Source organism: Blastopirellula marina (genome assembly GCF_002967765.1).
Taxonomy (GTDB): Bacteria; Planctomycetota; Planctomycetia; order Pirellulales; family Pirellulaceae; genus Bremerella; species Bremerella marina_A.
Map to the genome: position 1 here is coordinate 599,948 of NZ_PUHY01000006.1, position 18,188 is coordinate 618,135.

The 18,188-nt window shown below is 55.6% G+C and carries 11 protein-coding genes; 6 read left to right on the forward strand and 5 right to left on the reverse strand.

Translation table 11 applies throughout. The features are described 5' to 3' along the window. Nucleotides 1-79: 79 nt before the first annotated feature. Nucleotides 80-1,636, forward strand: a complete 1,557-nt coding sequence (locus C5Y83_RS10340; protein WP_105329590.1) for a sulfatase family protein — start codon at nt 80-82, stop codon at nt 1,634-1,636. 14 nt (nt 1,637-1,650) lie between these two features. Here the strand turns inward: C5Y83_RS10340 and C5Y83_RS10345 are convergent, their stop codons facing one another. From C5Y83_RS10345 to C5Y83_RS10355, 3 genes are read right to left on the reverse strand one after another with little or no spacing between them, the layout of a single operon-like run. Further along, a complete protein-coding gene (locus tag C5Y83_RS10345) occupies nt 1,651-2,976 on the reverse strand; it encodes an alpha/beta hydrolase family protein (protein ID WP_105329591.1) in 1,326 nt (441 codons plus the stop codon). A 55-nt stretch (nt 2,977-3,031) separates the two neighbouring features. After that, on the reverse strand, nt 3,032-4,480 hold the full coding sequence (locus C5Y83_RS10350) for a DUF1501 domain-containing protein (RefSeq protein ID WP_105329592.1): 1,449 nt from the start codon (nt 4,478-4,480) through the stop codon (nt 3,032-3,034). A 17-nt stretch (nt 4,481-4,497) separates the two neighbouring features. Next, nucleotides 4,498-7,527 carry a PSD1 and planctomycete cytochrome C domain-containing protein gene (locus tag C5Y83_RS10355; protein WP_158262316.1) on the reverse strand — a complete coding sequence of 1,010 codons (3,030 nt, stop codon included), beginning with the start codon at nt 7,525-7,527 and terminating at the stop codon, nt 4,498-4,500. 325 nt (nt 7,528-7,852) lie between these two features. On the opposite strand from C5Y83_RS10355, the gene C5Y83_RS10360 reads away from it, so the two are divergent. The 3 genes from C5Y83_RS10360 to C5Y83_RS10370 all read left to right on the forward strand — a co-directional run bounded on the left by C5Y83_RS10360 (nt 7,853) and on the right by C5Y83_RS10370 (nt 11,311). Further along, the gene (locus tag C5Y83_RS10360; protein ID WP_105329594.1) at nt 7,853-8,272 is read left to right on the forward strand and encodes a hypothetical protein; all 420 of its coding nucleotides are present in this window, start codon (nt 7,853-7,855) and stop codon (nt 8,270-8,272) included. A gap of 243 nt (nt 8,273-8,515) precedes the next feature. Continuing rightward, nucleotides 8,516-9,154 carry an RNA polymerase sigma factor gene (locus tag C5Y83_RS10365; RefSeq protein WP_105329595.1) on the forward strand — a complete coding sequence of 213 codons (639 nt, stop codon included), beginning with the start codon at nt 8,516-8,518 and terminating at the stop codon, nt 9,152-9,154. Nucleotides 9,155-9,157: 3 nt separating this feature from the next. Continuing rightward, nucleotides 9,158-11,311 carry a serine/threonine protein kinase gene (locus tag C5Y83_RS10370; RefSeq protein WP_105329596.1) on the forward strand — a complete coding sequence of 718 codons (2,154 nt, stop codon included), beginning with the start codon at nt 9,158-9,160 and terminating at the stop codon, nt 11,309-11,311. 55 nt (nt 11,312-11,366) lie between these two features. On the opposite strand, the gene C5Y83_RS10375 is transcribed toward C5Y83_RS10370, so the two are convergent. Both C5Y83_RS10375 and C5Y83_RS10380 read right to left on the reverse strand, forming a co-directional pair. Beyond that, nucleotides 11,367-11,798, reverse strand: coding sequence for a hypothetical protein (locus C5Y83_RS10375; RefSeq protein ID WP_146117733.1), 432 nt, complete (start codon nt 11,796-11,798; stop codon nt 11,367-11,369). Nucleotides 11,799-11,963: 165 nt separating this feature from the next. Next, nucleotides 11,964-13,031, reverse strand: coding sequence for a DUF1559 domain-containing protein (locus C5Y83_RS10380; protein WP_105329598.1), 1,068 nt, complete (start codon nt 13,029-13,031; stop codon nt 11,964-11,966). Nucleotides 13,032-13,559: 528 nt separating this feature from the next. Between C5Y83_RS10380 and C5Y83_RS10385 the strand changes: the two genes are divergently transcribed. Together C5Y83_RS10385 and C5Y83_RS10390 are read left to right on the forward strand one after the other, a co-directional pair. Then, complete coding sequence (locus C5Y83_RS10385; RefSeq protein WP_105329599.1) at nt 13,560-14,957, forward strand: SWIM zinc finger domain-containing protein; 1,398 nt, start codon at nt 13,560-13,562, stop codon at nt 14,955-14,957. Beyond that, the gene (locus C5Y83_RS10390) at nt 14,957-18,148 is read left to right on the forward strand and encodes a DUF6493 family protein (RefSeq protein WP_105329600.1); all 3,192 of its coding nucleotides are present in this window, start codon (nt 14,957-14,959) and stop codon (nt 18,146-18,148) included. The genes C5Y83_RS10385 and C5Y83_RS10390 overlap by 1 nt, the downstream gene beginning before the upstream one ends. Nucleotides 18,149-18,188 lie beyond the last annotated feature (40 nt).

An 18,188-nucleotide genomic window follows, 5' to 3' on the forward strand; every position in this document is an offset into this window, starting at 1 on the left:
TTCTCCTAGTTCCACTCCTTATAAGTACCCCGCCCGCTGTTCTTTGTTCCGCAATCGACCTCCAGGGGAATTCCCTCCGATGCCTTTTAATCCATTTCCCCTTGCTTGGCAGGCCTGCCTGGTTTGTGCGTTCGCTCTCGCCTGTTGTACGTCACCCTCCCAAGCCGCGGACTCGCCCCCCAATGTGGTCCTGATTTTTGTCGACGACTTGGGTTATGGAGACATTGGGTGCTACGGAGCCACTAAACATGTGACGCCGAACATCGACCGCTTGGCCCAAGAGGGGCGTCGCTTTACCGATGCCCATTCAGCTTCGGCAACCTGTTCGGCTTCGCGTTATGCTTTGCTGACGGGGCAATATCCATTCCGAGCCGATGTCTATAACCCGGTCTTTCTACGCTCGAAGCTGATCGTCGATCCTGATCGCACCACGATCGCAGATGTCATGAAGCGAGCTGGCTATGCGACGGCCTGCATTGGCAAGTGGCACCTTGGCTTCGGCGAGAAGACGCCTGACTGGAATGGCGAACTGAAGCCTGGCCCGCTGGAACTTGGTTTTGACTATTACTTTGGCGTGCCGGTGGTAAACAGCCACCCGCCGTTTGTTTTCGTGGAGGATCATCACGTAGTCGGTTTGGTCGCAGACGATCCGTTGGTCTACAACCAGAAAGCCGAAACAAAAGCCTTTCCTGAGAAGTTTGGATTGAACCAGATCGGTGGAGCAAAAGCAGCACATGCTCTTTACCAGGACGAATCGGTCGGCACCAAGCTTCTCGAAAAATCACAAGCATGGATCAAAAGCCACAAGGACGAACCATTCTTCCTTTATCATGCGACCACCAACATTCACCACCCCTTCACACCGGCACGTCGTTTTCAAGGTACCAGCGAGACGGGACCGTACGGAGATTTCGTCCACGAGCTTGACTGGATCGTGGGTGAGTTAATGAAGACCTTGAAAGAGGAAGGACTCGAAGAGAACACGCTGGTGATCTTAACAAGCGACAACGGTGGCATGCTCAACGCCGGCGGACAGCACGCGGTGAAAAGTGGTCACCGCTTAAACGGAGAACTCCTTGGTTTCAAATTCGATGCCTGGGAGGGTGGACACCGTGTCCCGTTTCTTGCGCGTTGGCCTGGCAAAATCAAAGCCGGTAGCCAATCGGATCAATTGATCTCGAACGTCGACCTGCTGAGCACGCTCGCCGCGCTGACTTCGCAGTCGCTGGGCGAAACACAAGGCCCCGATAGCTACAACATTTTGCCAGCCCTGCTAGAAGAGTCAAGCGAACCGATTCGCGATCATTTGGTTCTGGCGGCCAGCAATCGCAACCACTTAACGCTAAGGGAAGGCGACTGGGTCTATATCAGTGCCAAGGGAGGTGGCGGATTCACGGCCCGAGCCGGCCATGGCCTCGGCGGTCCCCCTGCTCTGCTTTTTGCTGGTGAAGAAAACAGTGACATCGAGAACGGCAAGTTCAAACCCGATGCCCCGAATTCGCAGCTCTATAACCTTCAGAAAGATCGCTCGCAGAGTACCAATCTTGTCCGCGAGCAACCTGATATCGCCGATCGCTTGCGAAAGCGACTTGCTCAATTGAAAGCTGCTTCAATCACTCGTCCGACGACGAAGTAATCAGCGACATTCCGTTATTTTGACTTCAAGCCCACGGTGTTCTCGGCGATTACGCGATACGAATACAACTTACTCGGTTCAGCCGACTCGTCGATAAATCGCATTTCGACCAACGGCTGAGCGGGTGTATCGCTGTACTGTAGCCCCTGAAAGATTGGTCGGCCAAATGGATTTTTCAGTTTCGCAGGAACCTGACCGATCACTTTGCCATCCCGTTCGATCTCGAACTTAGCGAGCCCACTTTCGAGATCCGCTTCGGCGTCCCAGGTCAACACATTACCCTCGACACGCAGCCTCGAAGGTGCTGGCGGCGGCGTAGTGTCGTCGATGTTCGTGTCTTTCACATACTGCTGCCAAGCGGTGGCAATCTTCTTGGTTGGTAGCCAAATCGAGTTGGCGACCTCCTGTGAAAATTTGCTGACGTTGACTGGCTCGGCGGGTGTTTCACCTGGTTCGTAGCGTGGCGTCAACCAACCACTATTCGCGGCGATCGGACGAAGTGGCTCGCCCGAATTCTCCGGCAAACGAAGCGTCAAGCAAGCATCCAACCAGACAATGGCCAAATAACGCTGGTTGCCACATTCGTGACTAGTGAGCGGATCGACTGCGATACCCACGAGGCCTCCCGCATTTCGCATCGCCGTAAAGAAGGTTTCCACTCCGGGCCACACCCCCGAGAAACGGCCATCGGTGACCGTGAACCCCTCCTTCGTGCCCAGATTGCACATCGTTGGCACGCCACAAGCAGCTTCGTTCACTTCGTACGGTTTAGGGCGTCCCTCCTTCTCTTTCATCATCGGCACACCCGAACGCAGCCAAACGGCGGCTACGCGATCCGGGTGCAGCAGTAACATGCCGCCAGCCCAATGTCCTCCGCCACTATGTCCCCACAAGGCCCACGGAACGCTGGTAAGTTCAGGATGCCCAGAAAGCTTCGCCAGATCACTTAGGCCTGCCTGAAACGCCTCGTCCGATCCGTTGCGAGGATCACACCACTTCTGACAATCGGCCATGTCAGGCTGTTCGTATACCGGCGAGACAAGGGCACAATCGTGCTGTTTGGCCAAGGCCTGCCAATGTAAATCGAACGCTCCAGTCTGACCCGAGCGACACGAGCCAACCCCGCAGCCATGTTGATGCACAATCACACCACGCAGCTTATCGACACCCGGTGGCAACCACATCGTGTAGCTCACCGGATAGATCAGTTTTCCTTCCTCGGTATTCGCTTCGTAACGCACGCGATAATACGGAGACTCGACCGAAGGCATGACGTCGTAAGGGGCATCTTGGGCGACGGTCGTCGCAGCCATCGCCAATAGCAAAAGCAAAGTGCGCATTAGTAGATCCTGAAGGTGGGATGGGGAAAGGAGGGAATAAACAGGCAGGGTATGGTTAGACCAACAAGTCATCAACCGGGTGATGTTCCTCGACACCCGTCAGTCGGAAATTAAGACCGCGAAACCGGAACGTGAGCTGTTCATGATCGATCCCCAAACAACGAAGGATCGTAGCTTGAACATCATGTACATGCACGGGTTGTTCGACCGGATGGAAGCCCAGCTCATCGGTTTGCCCCAACGTGATACCCGGCTTGATCCCGCCACCGGCGAACCACATGGTGAATGCTTGCGGATGATGGTCACGTCCTTGGCTTCGACCTAGGGCGGCACTGGCTTCGACCATCGGCGTTCGGCCAAATTCACCACCCCAGACGACCAGCGTGTCATCCAACAAGCCGCGACGCTTCAGGTCTTGAATCAGCGCCGCACATGCCTGATCGGTCTGCTTACATTGCCCTTGAACGCCACCTTTCACATTGCTGTGATGATCCCATCCGGCGTGATACACCTGAATGAAGCGGACGCCACGTTCTGCCAAGCGACGGGCAAGCAAGCAATTGTTGGCAAACGCCTGACCAGGATCGCTGGGATTCGCTCCGTACAAATTGAGCGTCTCTTGCGACTCCTGCGAGAAGTCCATCAGTTCAGGCGCGCGGGTTTGCATTTTGAAGGCCATTTCATAGGCATCCATCCGCGTTTGAATTTCAGGATCGCCAACTTCGCTGAAGCGGCGTTGGTTCAACTGGCGAATGACATCGATCGATTCACGCTGGGCTTGCTTGTCGTAACCGGCCGGATTCGAGACATGCAAAATCGGATCGCCTTGCCCCCGAAAGGGAACTCCCTGATGAACCGACGGCAAGAAGCCCGCGTTCCACATCGCGGCTCCACCACTCAAACTACCGCCGCTTTTCAGCACCACAAACGAAGGTAAGTCATTCGCTTCGCTACCAATCCCGTAACTCAGCCAGGAACCCATACTTGGCCGGCCGGGGACACCGCTGCCCGTGTTACAAAAGAGCTGGGCGGGCGAATGGTTGAATAAGTCCGTGTGGACCGATCGAACCATCGCGATGTCGTCTACGACGTTCGCCAAGTGAGGCAGCACCTCCGAGATTGCCGCCCCCGACTGCCCATGTTTGGCGAACTTGAACTGCGGACCTAGCACGGCGGCATCTGGCTGGATAAACGCATACCGTTGGCCTTGAATGACTGACGGAGGAATCGGTTTTCCGGCAAGTTCGGCCAGCTTCGGCTTGTAATCAAACATATCCAACTGGCTCGGCGCACCAGCCATGAACAAGTAGATCACCCGTTTCGCCTTCGCTGGAAAGTGACCTTCCTTCGGCGCGAACGGACTCGCCGCCGCCTCGCTCGCCACAGCCTGGCTGGGAGAAGACGATTGAGCCAACAGTGATGCCAAGGCAATCTTACCGATACCGACGCCGCAGTTCTGAAAGAAGTGACGTCGCGTTTGCCGCTGTAGAGGATTCAAACTCATGTTTCTCGGTTCCGTCTCTATGGTTTTGCAATCGCTTCGTCGACATTCATCAGCACTCTGGCCACCATCGCCCAAGCCGCTTGCTGCTGCGAGGCTTGATCGCTACCGGCGACCAGCGACGCTTCCAACTCGCCACGTTCGATACGTTCCAGCTGCGTGTGATAGTAATCAAGCAACGTTTCAACCTCCGCCGGTTCAGGAGGACGCGTCAGCAACCGGCGGAATATGGCCGTGACGATTTCCTCTTCGGTAGCCTTGGTCGTGATCGAAACTTCTGCCAAGTGTTGCGCCAGTTCTAGGTACATCTCATCGTTCAGTAGCGTCAGCGCTTGCAGCGGTGTGTTGCTGCGGTCACGGCCCGCGGTACAAACTTCACCGGTCGGAGCATCGAACACGGTATACGAAGCAAACGGAGCGGTTCGCTTGCTGAACGTATAGATCGAACGACGATAACGATCCTCACCCGTCGATGGCTTCCAAGGAACATTGCCATAAGCCAGTGCTGTCACACTTTTGGGCTGGGGAGGGTAAACGCCGTGGCCAAACATTTTGTCGGAAAGCAGCCCGCTCGACTTGAGCATCGTATCGCGGACCAGTTCGGCATCGACCCGGAAACGGGGACCCCGTGCCAGTAATCGATTGGAGGGATCACGCTCTTTCAGCTCAGGCGTGGTCACCGAACTTTGCCGATAGGTTGCACTGGTCACGATCGCACGATGCAACTCCTTGCGTGACCAGCCTTCTTCCATGAACTTGACGGAAAGATAGTCGAGCAGGCCTGGGTGCGAAGGGGGCTCAGATTGCGTCCCGAAGTCACCACTTGATTCGACCAATCCTTTTCCAAAGATTGCTTGCCAGGCACGGTTTACGGTGACACGAGCGACCAAGGGATTCTCGGAACTGACCAGCCAGCGAGCGAACTCTAGTCGGTTCTTCGGACCAGCCTCCTCCCCCTCCCGAAGGAAAGCAGGAATGTTCGGATCGACCTCCTGTTTAGGACTCAGGTACTCGCCGCGGTGATGCAAATGGGTAACCCGCGGGTTTTCCTCGGGGCGTTCCTCCAGCACCATCGTGGTCGGGTAGTCGGGCAGTTTCTTTCTGAGGGCGTCGATCGGTTTGCGAGCTTCCGCCAACTCAGGAGAGTCTTGGATGAATTGACGCTTCAAGCGATCTTTCTCTTCCTCGGTCCAGGACGTGGCATTGCGAGCCAGGATCTCTTCCAGCTGCATAGGAATCTGCTTGGCGGCCACCGTCTTGTCCGCATGAGCCACCGAGATTCGAAAACGACCGAGACTAGCCGCGAAGTGGCGTTCAAACAGAAGCTCAACACGTAGCTCCCGTCCGCCAGTAACTGGCTCGGCCAGATTCAGCACCAATTGATGCGGCTGCCCTTCTGCCTGCGCAGTCGACCAACCAGTAGAACCTTCGCCGTCGATCACATTCGCCGCATCGGCCGAGCCACTGCCCACGGCAATCTTGCCGTAGTCGTGCGACGCATCTTTCAGCGGAATCGATTTCCCATCAATTCGCATCGAGAACTCGCTTAGAAAGAAGTCTCCTTTGCGTCCTTCATAGAAAGCCCTTCCCGGTCCGCCGGCGGGAAGACGCTCGTCAGGCAGTACTTCCAAGCGAATCGCCGTGACGGGTTCTGATTGTTCGGGCAATTGGAAAAACAGCGTGAAAACGTCTCTCTTGGTAATATCGCCGGTCGAGAAAATCGAATTATCGGGCAACTGTTCCAACAGTGGCAAATTGGTTTTTAAATGAGTGGCCTTCAGCGACTTCCAATCAACCGCCTCATCCTGAAGCTTTAGCAGCCAGGCTTGGAAGTGCTTCTCGAAGTTTTGGGTTCGACGCTCTTCCTCGGCTCCTTCCCCTTCCTCAGGAGGAAAATCGTTAACTAAGGAGTCCTCCAGCGAACGAATTTCCTGCTCCAGCTTTTTGGTGCGTTCGACCAGCTCTTCCGGCTTGAGCACCAAGTCAGGCTCGTCGGCGTTATTCATCAACGCCATCAGTGCGTAGTAATCGGTGTGGGTTATCGGATCGTATTTGTGTGTGTGACATTGCGCACAGCCGGTGGTCATGCCTAACCAGACCGTTCCTGTAGTGGCAACCCGATCGACCATTGCATAAAAGCGATACTCCAGCGGATCGATACCCCCTTCTTCATTTAGCATCGTATTGCGATGAAACCCGGTCGCAATTCGTTGACTGGGAGTCGGATCAGGAAGCATGTCCCCAGCGATCTGCTCGATGGTGAACTGATCGAACGGCATGTCATCGTTGATCGCTCGGATTACCCAGTCGCGATACGGCCAGATCGATCGTTCACGATCTTTCTCATAGCCATTGGTATCAGAGTAACGTGCCAGGTCGAGCCATTCGCGTCCCCAGCGTTCGCCGTAGCGTGGCGAAGCAAGCAGCTTGTCGACCAGCTTTTCGTAGGCCGCCGGATCATCACTCTGCACGAACGCATCGGCTTCTTCCGGAGTCGGTGGTAGGCCAATCAAGTCAAGGTAAATACGACGCACCAAGGCGTACTTATCCGCCTCCGGCGATGGCGAGAGCTTTGCGGCCTCGAGCTTTGCCAGCACAAAGTGATCGATCGGATTGCGTGGCCAGGCCTTGTTATCAACCGTTGGAGGCGTTGGCTTAGTGGGTGCGACGAACGCCCAATGCTTGGCGTACTCCGCTCCTTGTTCGATCCAGCGACGCAGCAGTTCTTTTTGTTCCGGCTTGAGCGTATCTTTCGCTTTCGGAGGCGGCATCACCATGTCTGGGTCATCGGTCATGATCCGCTCGATCAGACTACTCTCTTCGGCCGATTCCGGCACAATCGCGCCGTGATCAATTGCCGCGTCACGGTCGTCGAGCCGCAAGTCCGCTTCCCGATGCCCTTCGTCCGGACCATGACAAGCAAAACACTTGCCAGCCAAGATTGGACGAATGTCGCGATTGAAATCGACCGGTTCCTCGGCTTGAACCATGGAGGCGGTCACAGCCAAGGGAGACAGGATCAGCAGAATGGCAAACAGGCCAATTCGCATCTTCAGGAATTCCTCGCACGCAGGGGGACGGAACCAAGGAGGTGGGATGGTATCGATTAGGCAGGAATTGACCATTTTCGCTCGGCAGACCAAGACGCTTTTAGTCACCCTCATGGTACTCTCCGCCGCCCCTCTCGGCAAACTTCCAGCTTTGCGGAACTGGGGATGAAAACGCCCAAATGTCGGCATTCTCGGCGGCTACCAGAAAAACTTTCCGAAATTGTGGCCGCTATTGCTGCTGGCATTCGCTGAGCTCAATAAGCAAGACACTCACCGGCCATCAACAACGGCCACAACCATCCTACCGAAGTCCGGAGCCAGTCCCATGAAACGACTCACCGCCCTCCTGCTCGTGGCCGTCGCATTCGCCGCTGTTACCAACCAAGTCAGTGCCAAAGATTTCCAGGTCGGTCCGATCCAAATCGACGTTCCTGGCTGGTGCCCACCCAAGCCCAAACCACGTCCAGTTCCGCATCATCGCTATCGCGTCACCTTGTACCATCCACTCAGTGGTGGCGTGGTTTGGTCCTCGGTCGCCAACTCGCAGCGTGACGCCGACCGCATTTCCGATACTTACCGCCGTCAGCACTGGAAGATCTGGAAGTACAACGGCATCGGCGAACCCACCCATTCCAAGCAGTTCAGCAGCTACTCGGCCGCCGATCGTTACAAGCCGAAGTTCAAAATCTTGGGCCTGAATAAGCAGTACGTCAAAGCGGGACGCGTTTCGGTCCAGCGTATCTAACGCCAAAAAGTCGAGATCAAATCAAGCGGCATGAACTGAATCATGCCGCTTTTTTTATATCTCCATCGGTATGCGACTCCCTCGAATGAATCGACCGCGAGACCAGCATCTAGCAATCTGCCAAAAGTCGCCCTCCGAAGCCCCACCCTCAGCGGGTTCTTGATTGCGACACTCTGGTTGTCTCAGTAGACTGACATTGCAACACAAATAGGGGGAGAGTTCCTACATGGGAACAAGATTGCCATGACCGACCACCACGATCCTGGGCAAACGATCGATGCATGCATCAACCGTTTGAACGAGGGAGACCCGACCGCTGCATCGGAACTTTTGAATATCACTTGCGAACGCTTAACGCGGCTAACGCGTAGTATGCTAAAGAACTTTCCGAATGTGGCTCGCTGGGAACAAACCGATGACGTCTTCCAAAATGCCTCGCTTCGCTTCTTTCAGGCGCTGCGAGAAACACAGCTAACCGACGCCCGTCATTACTTTCGCCTGGCTGCCTTGCAGATCCGCCGCGAATTGGTCGACATGGCGCGGCGTTACCAAGGTCCCCAAGGGATGGGAGCCAACCATCAAACGCAATTCGTCGACCAACAAGACAACGAGCGTCCGCAAGGCTACGAACATGCCGAAGTGACCAACGACCCGGGTCACTTAGCCGAATGGCAAGAGTTTCATAGCCGCGTAGATCAGCTTCCTACGGAAGAAAAGGAAGTCTTTGACTTACTTTGGTATCACGATCTTTCCCAGGAACAAGCGGCTCATGTCCTTGATACCAGTGTTCGCACCATTCGCCGACGGTGGCGTTCGGCGAGGTTGATGCTGCATGACGTGCTGTTAGGAACAGCAGTGGACAACCATGAAGAGGATGTGTAAGCGATGAGCGAGACATCACAAAGCCGCCTGGCTCAGATGCTTGATCAATGGGAGGAGGCCGCCGAACGAGGTGAAGATCTCGACGCTGCCTCGCTTTGCGCTGACGCACCTGAACTTAAGGAAGATCTCGAGCGGCAGATCGAGGCCCTCAAGGCGATGAACCAGCGTCTGCAAAACTCAGAAGAAACCACTCAGTGTCGCACGAAAGCGGGCACACCTCGGGAAGAGCCTGAGTATTTCACTTCGTCCCGTTTCGGAGAACTCCGTTGGCTCGCCCAAGGAGGCCTCGGTGCAGTCTATCGCGCTCAAGATGACATGCTGCATCGCGAAGTGGTTCTCAAGTTCATTCATCGCCACATTAGCGAGAGCGAAGAGCATCGCAGCGTCTTCCGTCGCGAAGCGGAAGTCACCAGCCGCTTGGACCACCCTGGCGTCGTACCGGTGTACGGCCTGGGCGAAAGCTTCGATGGACGTATCTTCTATGTGATGCGTTACATTCAAGGCGAAACGCTCGACGAAGCGATCGCTCGCTTGCATCAAGGTGGCAGCAACTTCAATCAATCGCAGCTCCACAAACTGCTGGGGCAGTTTGTAACGGTCTGCAAAACAATTGCCTACGCCCACAATCGCGGCATCATCCATCGCGACATCAAACCGTCGAACATCATGCTCGGCAAGTATGGAGAAACGCTGGTCGTCGACTGGGGATTGGCGCAGCCGTTTGGTCGTGACGAACAGTTTCGCCAGACTGGTGAAGAGACCCTTATGCCCAGCGACAGCGATTCGAGCCAAGGTTCCGACCATGGGGCTGGTACGCCTGCATACATGAGTCCGGAAGTCGCCGAGAAAGCGCTCGTGCTCAGTCCCGCGACCGATATCTATAGCCTCGGTGGTACGCTCTACAAAATCCTGACTGGCGTAGCTCCCTTCAACGGGAGCAGCTTCCCACAGATTCGCCAACAGATTCTCAGTGGTGACTTTCCTCCTCCGACACAACACCAACGCCGCTTGTCGAAGGCGATCGAAGCAATTTGCCTCAAGGCGATGGCGCTCGATCCCAACAAACGATATGCCACAGCGCTCGATCTGGCCAACGACATCGAAAGCTACCTGGCCGACGAACCTGTCCAAGCATATGCCGAACCTTCGACCCGTCGTGTGGCTCGCTGGTCGCGGCGACACCGATCGTTGGTGGGCACCATGCTTATCAGCACGGCCATCCTGATGGCCATCATTACCGGATCCGCGCTGTGGCTGGGTTACATGGCCCGTAGCGAGCATGATGCGCGTTTGACCGCTGAACTCGCGAAACAGCAAAGCTTGCAGACTTCTGCGAAGTTCGCGGCGAAAACAATCGCTGGCCAGATCGACCTACGCTGGCGAATTTTGGAAGCGGCCGTTCGTGATTCGCAAATCAAAGAGGCCATGGCAACCATCAATGAAGAACCAGACGACGTAGCTCGCTGGGAAGGAGCCCAGGCCTGGCTAAACCAACAGTTCATTCAACTGCAGGAAGAGAACGCCCTCGATGTGAACAGTCTGTTCTTGTTGGATGTGGACGGCCGACAAGTTGCTCGTGCTCCGATGAGCAACACGATTGGTAACTTGTACGCGTTCCGCGATTATTTCCACGGCAAAGGGCACGACCTTGAAGAATCAAGCATGGACGTCGCTCCGATACAACAAGCGAACCTCTCGGCGACGTATTCCAGCGATACAAGTGATACGCTGAAAGTCGCATTCTCGGTGCCAATCTTCGCCGGTACCGGAGCCCAACGCAAAGTCATCGGCGTGCTCGGCATGTCGGTCGAACTGGGTGACTTTGGCATTCTCGATACCGATATCAGCGGAAACCAGATGGTCGTGCTGATCGATCTTCGTCCTGATACGATCGACGACGTATCACAGCGAGGACTTATCTTGCATCATCCAGCGTTTGAATCGCTTGCCGGACAACGCCGCAGTACGCGGATCGATCAAGACACGCTCCAGAAAGTCGACGCCGAAGAAACTTCGCTACGGCTGATCGACTACCTCGACCCGATCACCAAAGAACATTGGAATGTGGCGATCGAAAAGCTGGTTGTCGAGGGACGCCGGGGTCCGAACCGAACACCGGGCTGGGCCGTGATGGTCCAAGAGAAAGTCGGGCAGTAGTGTGCGTGCTCGCTGGGATCGAGCTACGCACACCAGCCCTGATGAAACCATCGCGTTAACGAGTCTTCTTCGGCTTGGTAAGCACGAAGTCGATCTGGTTGTCGCCATCTTTCACGTCGATCTCGGCAGGCTCGATCTCAAAACCGACGTAAGGACTTGGCTTCTTGTTGGCGTTCTCACGCGTGTCTTCCGGCAGCGGGGCACTGTACTGAACGCGTTTGCGACCAGGAACAATGCCATCGCTGTCGCCATAAGTGCTGGCCGTGTAGGTGCCATCTTCAGCAATCGAAGCTGCACCTGGCTTGCCCATTTCCTCCGAACCGGGACCCGGAATCGGCAGAAAGTCGATGGTTCCTTCGATGACAGGTTCGCCTTCAAAGGTCACGGTGCCGTGAACGGGCGAGGTGTCGTACGCACCCTGCGAACCGCACCCCATCGAAACCGTGACGACTAACAAAAACAAACCGGCGAATAATGGACGATACACCTTAAAACACCCCAAGTAGGAGAGCGAAAACAAATGATGCAGAAAAACGATCCGACAATCTTGCCCTGCGTGATCGTTCAATCAAGTAGGTGGCACGGCCGATCAAGGCGATGCCACCGAAACGTCATTCCAACGACTTGAACTGTGGGCTCAAGTCAGCCTGACCTAGTTGTTCGAGATGACGTTGCCGTCGTTACGACCAGCCAAGTAGCTGTAGGCGTTGGTGTTGATGTTCTCGCTCAGGAACGAAACCGAACCATCGCAATACACAAACTGAGCACCACCTGGGTGTTGGCTACCGAAGCTCTGATCAGAAGCATCGCCCACACGACGATTGATGTAGAACTGGCTGTTCGCCATGCGAAGTACGCCACCCAGACGACGCATTGCACAGCAGAAGCCGTTACCACCAGCCCAGATCGGGAAACGCGTATCGCTGACGCTCGAAGTGGTCACGTGTTCGGAAACGGTCACTTCGCCAATCGCGATCGTGTTACTGGTACCGTCGGTAATATCAGCAAAGCGACGCATCCACGTTTCGGTGTTGTTATTGTCAGCACCGAAGACACCATTCATCGACGAACCCCAGTAGTTACGTCCGAGCGAACCTGGCGATTGACCACCTTCGACACCCGTGTTCCACGAGTAAGCGTTCGGCATGTTTGGGGCGTTACCACCGTAGTTCGATCCCATGCATCCCAGGTAGTTGCTCTTGGCAAAACCCTGATCTTCTTCAGCCGGCAGAACATCGCTTGGGCAGATGAACGCTTCCAGCTTGACCGTTGCCCCACCCTGACCTGCGACCGTTCCGCCGGTGTTGGCGTTCACTACGGCTGTTGGGTTCGAGGTGCTGCTCGTGCTGTCGTAAGTATCAACGTTGACGTGCGTACCCGACTTGTAAACTAGGAACGCCGGTGGGAAACCAGCCGACGAGCGAGTCGTCATCGCGGTGTAGAGGTTGTCCTGCTCGATGTACGGCAGCAAGTAAACACCCCAACCCCAGTTGTTCATATCGTCGTCGGTCGTACCGACTGGGAAGGCGCCGTAGGTATCGTGGAAGTTGTGCATCGCCAGGCCGAGTTGCTTCAGATTGTTCGAGCAGCTCATACGTCGTGCGGCCTCACGGGCCTGCTGCACGGCTGGCAATAACAAAGCAATCAGAACCCCAATAATGGCGATAACCACCAACAGTTCCACCAACGTAAATCCCTTCCGGGCAACTCGTGATGTCATGGTAAAAACCGAAAAAACCTAGGCAAAGAATCTAGAAGAAATAAGACAACTCTTCGAATCCTAGATAGCAGCGCTCATTTGCTCAACGGAGTCAAGTTCAATTGGCAGAAACAAGAAATCTGCGGATGACAAATTGCAAATTAGCCCCGGGAAATTTGCCTTGAATCTCGCCACAGACCTCAAGACATCTTCACTTTATTGATGGCAAAACATCGGAATTTCCCGGCATTTACCCCTTAACTGCTGATAATGAAAAGCACACCGCCGCAAGCCCGCACAACGGGAAACCGCAACCCATTTAGGTGCCGCCCGAACTGCGGCAGAGGCCCAATTGGCAACCTGAATCGCTGCATCCCAGAGCTCGCCGAATCGACTCAACGCTTTTGGCATAAGGAAGGCCTCAGGAAATTTCTGGCAAACCGAAAATCTAGTTGTTACAAATTGAATCCAACAACTTCTCCCGACAACTCTTCCTCCCTCATTCTCCTCCGGGCAACGCCTGCCTGATGCAACGAAGCCCCTACCAGCATGACTGCGGACCTCGATCAATTTGGCTACCACTATCCTTTCGCGTCCGCCGCAACCGACGCCGGGATTCAATTAGCTGCATGCGATCAGATGGCGCAAGCTAAGATTTCATCCGCTACGGCAGCTAAACATGGTCTCTTCCTGCAAAGCAAGCTGGTCTATCCCCGGCAAACGGCTCGAATGCTGCGAGCTTTAAGTCGCGTGGTTCGGACGCACTACTTCGATGCCCGCCCTCCCCAGCTCGATCCGATCGCGACCGCGAGTACCAATACACTTCGCTTCGAGGGCTTCAGCGGCTGCTGTGGAGCCTACGTTCGTCTCGATCTCGACCGAGCCGCACTAAATGCCGAAGAGATTCGATTCGGCACCACCAATGTCGATTTCAATGCTCAGATGATTGGTCATCTCGATCAAATTGGTCAGGCCAGTGACGTTGCACTCGACATCTCACCCGAAAGTTTGGCCGTCGAACACGACAACAAGCGCGTGGTCGAAAAACAGGTCACTCTTCCCCGGCGGTGGATCAAGGGACTGTGCGAGGTTCAGGTCTATCAATCTCGGCTGCGGCTCGCCCATCGATTCTCTCCGGGGCTGATCATGCCGTTGTTGCAGCAAGTCAGCCGTAACGCGAAGCATCCCGCCTACCTGACTGTTACCGCCGGCAAACCACGTTTGTCACCACGAGAAACGCCTGGCTCGATCCAGGTCGGCGGCATGCAGCGGCTCGATACGCTCCGTTCGATCTTGCCGCTGCTGCGCGAAGTCCATCTGTACGCCGATCCCGATTCCGGCGTCCATGCCTGGCTTGGCGAAGCCGAGGCGCTGCGTTACTGGCTAGTGCTTTCCCCCGAGCTTTATCGTGGTTTCTCAGGCGAAGGACAGACGCTTTCCCTCTTGGCGACCGGTGATTGGGAAGATCGTGTCGCGACGCTTGAAGATTGGCTCGCCGGTCGCAGTACAAATTCGATCAGTACAGCAGGCCCCGCCGAGACGATCGACCCTGCGGAAATCGCCAGCACCTTAGGCTGGAGCGTCGCCGATTCGGAAGCGACCCTGGCCGCATTGGCTTCCAGTGGCCTGGCCGGCTTTGACGCGGCAACTGGCTACTACTTTCAACGTAAACTCCCCATCGATCTTTCACGCATCGAGAAGGATCAACCACGGCTCAAGCACGCCGCCAAGCTGGTTGCCGACGGAGCCGTTCGCATCACCGGCGATCCGGCCAACAATGTGCGGAGCGCCGAGGTCGATAGTGGCGATCTGACCTACTTCGTTCGCCTAACCTCAACTGGGGACACCTGCACGTGCCCGTGGTTCAGCCGCCATCAGGGAGACCGCGGCCCATGCAAACATGTCCTCGCTGCCCGTATCCTGACGCATCGAGAACAAGTTCCCTAATGATCGATGCGTTAGAAACAGCCATCCTCAGCGGCGATCGACAACAAGTCGTCCAGGTTCTCGCCTCAGCCAGTGAAGAGGAGCGAGCCGCGGCGTTGCGTCCGGTCATGATACGCTGGTTGGCCCTCAACCAAACCTTGAACGCTTCGCAATACTGCGACTTCAATTTGAACTCCGATGATCCGGAAGTTGTGACGAAACGAGGCGAATTCGAGGCTAAGAAAGTCTTCGATCGCAATCCTCGTCAAGGCGATTCGGCCAGCGGCTTGGTACAACTCACTTGGTTCGGTCTGACCGATCTGAAACACTGTACGCAGGAGCCGTACATTCTTCGCTTTGAAAAGGAGTGTGCCCAGATCTTGGCCGACCGCAGTCCTCCGTGGCTCGACCAATGGATCAAGGAAGTCGAACGGACGAAGGCACCTTACAAGATTACGCCTGTTCCGACGACCTATTGGGTCGCGCTGTACGAACAAGGCTTCCTCAAACAACTCGATCGACGATTTGTCGGACGCGAAGATCATCGGTTGGGCCTGACGCCTGCCTACGCCGAGAACCGTGAGGCAACCGAGCGCATCTTTCGTGAGCTACCTCAAGTCTTGGAGCAAGTTTACGACGTACCTGGCGACTCGGAAGAATGGATGCGGCGTGAGGAATGGGAGCCGATTATCGATTGGCTCGTCGAAGAGAATTTGCTGGATCGAAAACGGATCGTCACCAACGCTTTGAATGCCATGCTCTCCACCCCATTTCGCAGAGCACATCGGCAACACTGCTTCTATTTCGTCAACGCCGCGATCCGTCCTTCCAACGCGGAAAGCATTGCGGTCCTTGCTGCTTGTCAGCCTCAGTGGTTTACCTTGCTGGCCGACGCGCAAGCAGCCACATCGAGCTGGGCGCTCGAACAACTTCTCCTACTGGAAAAGAATGACAAACTCGATGACGCCAATGCCGTCCTGGAATTACCCCAGATCTTCCACCATAAGTCCAAGCCGTTAGCCAAGAAGGCGGTCTCCTTCCTGGGGCGTCTTGCCAGGAAAGTACCGTTTAGGAACGACGCAGTCCGCGGGCTTACCTTCGCCTTGACGCATCCTGCCCGCGAAGTCCAAGAGGCCGCGAGCCAACTCTTGGGGAATCTGCTCGGTGACTGCGATACCGAAACGATCGAAGCGATCCGTCGACAGCAAGAAACGATTCCACCGACGCTGCAAAAACAATTGGAAGAAATACTTCCCGTGGCTCCCGTATCTGCAATCGCCTCGTCGGCGACTACCTGTGCGGCAGCAAAAAAGTCATCGCTTGGCCTGGGAGATCGTGCGGCACGTATCCGAGCCTTACCTCCAGCCGTTGCTCAGCGGTTCCGCCTCAATGAAGCTCTCGCGGCCCTGGAATCTGGAAAACTGGCCGAACCAGGTACGTGGCGGATGACGCACGTTCGCGTTCTGGATCAATATCCGCGGCTGGCACCGATTGAGTCACTTGAAGAATTGGTGCGAATTACCTCCGCCGCCGTTGAGACGTATGACGATCCAGACTTGGCAGATCGCATCGTCGAAGCAATCACACGTCTACGTGACGATCGACCGGCGCATTTCTCTGCGTTAACAGCCTCCCTACGTGATCGCGTTTGCCAGGGAAACACCCTCCGGCCCAAACAAGGCATCACCGGAAACTACGCCTGCCAGGCACTCGGACGTCTGATTGCGGCTTGGTTAGGGGGAAGACTGAAGCTGAGCTTTAACGCCACGCGAGATTCGTCCGACGTCACTTCCAGCACCGAGTTCCCTTTGGCTCAGTTATGGTGGGCAATATCCGAGCGACTGGCGTCCAATACCGCCTATCCGCTTCTCTCAGCGGCGACGCACCATGGTGGCTGGATCGATCCACGTGTTTGGGTGCAACGTCTGGAAACGCTCGAAGGCGATCAAGCCGACATTCTGGAACAAGACCTATGCCGAAGTATGCTGCGTCTGGCACCTGACCGCCGAGACGAAGCATGGCAGTTGGTCGTCAAAGATACGTGCCAAGTTTCATCACGAATGACAAAGTTGGCCAGCTTCGTGCTGGAGCCAGGCAAGTCTTTGGCGGCTTATCATGCGGATGACACTTGGCCGTTGACCGTTTGGATAGCAGCAATTCGTGCCCGTGATCCGTGGATGGACATGGCCGACGTTCTTTCTTCCGAGCAAATTGCGGAAGTTCCCACCGAACTTTGGAAACTGCCTGACGCCTGGCGACCGGCGAACTACCACTGGCAGGCTATTCCCGTGACAAGAGGTGGTACGAGAGCCAACCGTATTGAAAGCAGCCCCGTTCGCACGGAGGATCGCGATTCCCGCGAAACCGAACTGACGCGACTCTCCGAAGTTCATGGCGACCTCCAAGCGCGTATCCGCGAACAATCGACCGACATTAAGGAAGCGTCGCGTGCGTTTCGAGAAGTCGTTCAAGCAGAGAAAGAATTCTTTCATCAACATGGCTTCCTCACGGCGCAGCTGAACTACGTCCGTTACGCGGCGGCTCCTTCTCACTTCTACGCGTCCCAGGCCGGCGAGTGGCCAATGAAGCTCGATTGGTATTGGTCTGCCGCAACCATCGCTTTGGCTCGCCACATCTCCTGTAATGGAAAGCCGGAAGAAGCCTACTCGCAGTTTCTGCTTCCGCTGCTTGAGGTCGATCGCTGCGTCACACCGATGGCGGCTCGGGCTCTGTGGATCGCCACCGCCAACAAAGATTCTGGTAACCAGGCCATCGCCATCGAAGTTTGGCTCGAACTGATTGCCAGCGATCGCTGCGAAACCCAGACGTTGATCGATGCCTGGGAAGATGTGTTAGCCGGTGGCTGGATGAATCTCAACCACTTGTCCGAAGTGCTGCAGCAAGTGGCCGCCACCAGTACACTCGCTGCCTGGCGAATCGCGCACCTGCTAGCCGAATTCCTTGTGCGACAAGCAAAATTTCCTCGTGATGTCGATCAAGTCTTGATCGCTCTCAACGAATGCCACGAGAAACTTGGCTTGGCCGTGACCGATACGCTCCATGAAAAGCTATCCGCCATCAAAAGCGGTAAAGCGAAGCAAAGCGTGCAAACGTTAATGGCTCGCGAGAACCAACCAAGCGTTGATCAAGCCGACGCACTCCTCCAAGTCTTGGATGCTCGCTTAGCACGTGCCGAACGAAACATCCTTTAGGACCAATGCTTGCACATCTTCCCTTAATTAAATCCTCGTC

Excerpts from the sequence above, each read along its gene's own strand:
- C5Y83_RS10340 (WP_105329590.1), top strand. The coding sequence starts at position 80 with ATGCCTTTTAATCCATTTCCCCTTGCTTGGCAGGCCTGCCTGGTTTGT.
- C5Y83_RS10345 (WP_105329591.1), bottom strand. The coding sequence starts at position 2,976 with ATGCGCACTTTGCTTTTGCTATTGGCGATGGCTGCGACGACCGTCGCC.
- C5Y83_RS10350 (WP_105329592.1), bottom strand. The coding sequence starts at position 4,480 with ATGAGTTTGAATCCTCTACAGCGGCAAACGCGACGTCACTTCTTTCAG.
- C5Y83_RS10355 (WP_158262316.1), bottom strand. The coding sequence starts at position 7,527 with ATGCGAATTGGCCTGTTTGCCATTCTGCTGATCCTGTCTCCCTTGGCT.
- C5Y83_RS10360 (WP_105329594.1), top strand. The coding sequence starts at position 7,853 with ATGAAACGACTCACCGCCCTCCTGCTCGTGGCCGTCGCATTCGCCGCT.
- C5Y83_RS10365 (WP_105329595.1), top strand. The coding sequence starts at position 8,516 with ATGACCGACCACCACGATCCTGGGCAAACGATCGATGCATGCATCAAC.
- C5Y83_RS10370 (WP_105329596.1), top strand. The coding sequence starts at position 9,158 with ATGAGCGAGACATCACAAAGCCGCCTGGCTCAGATGCTTGATCAATGG.
- C5Y83_RS10380 (WP_105329598.1), bottom strand. The coding sequence starts at position 13,031 with ATGACATCACGAGTTGCCCGGAAGGGATTTACGTTGGTGGAACTGTTG.
- C5Y83_RS10385 (WP_105329599.1), top strand. The coding sequence starts at position 13,560 with ATGACTGCGGACCTCGATCAATTTGGCTACCACTATCCTTTCGCGTCC.
- C5Y83_RS10390 (WP_105329600.1), top strand. The coding sequence starts at position 14,957 with ATGATCGATGCGTTAGAAACAGCCATCCTCAGCGGCGATCGACAACAA.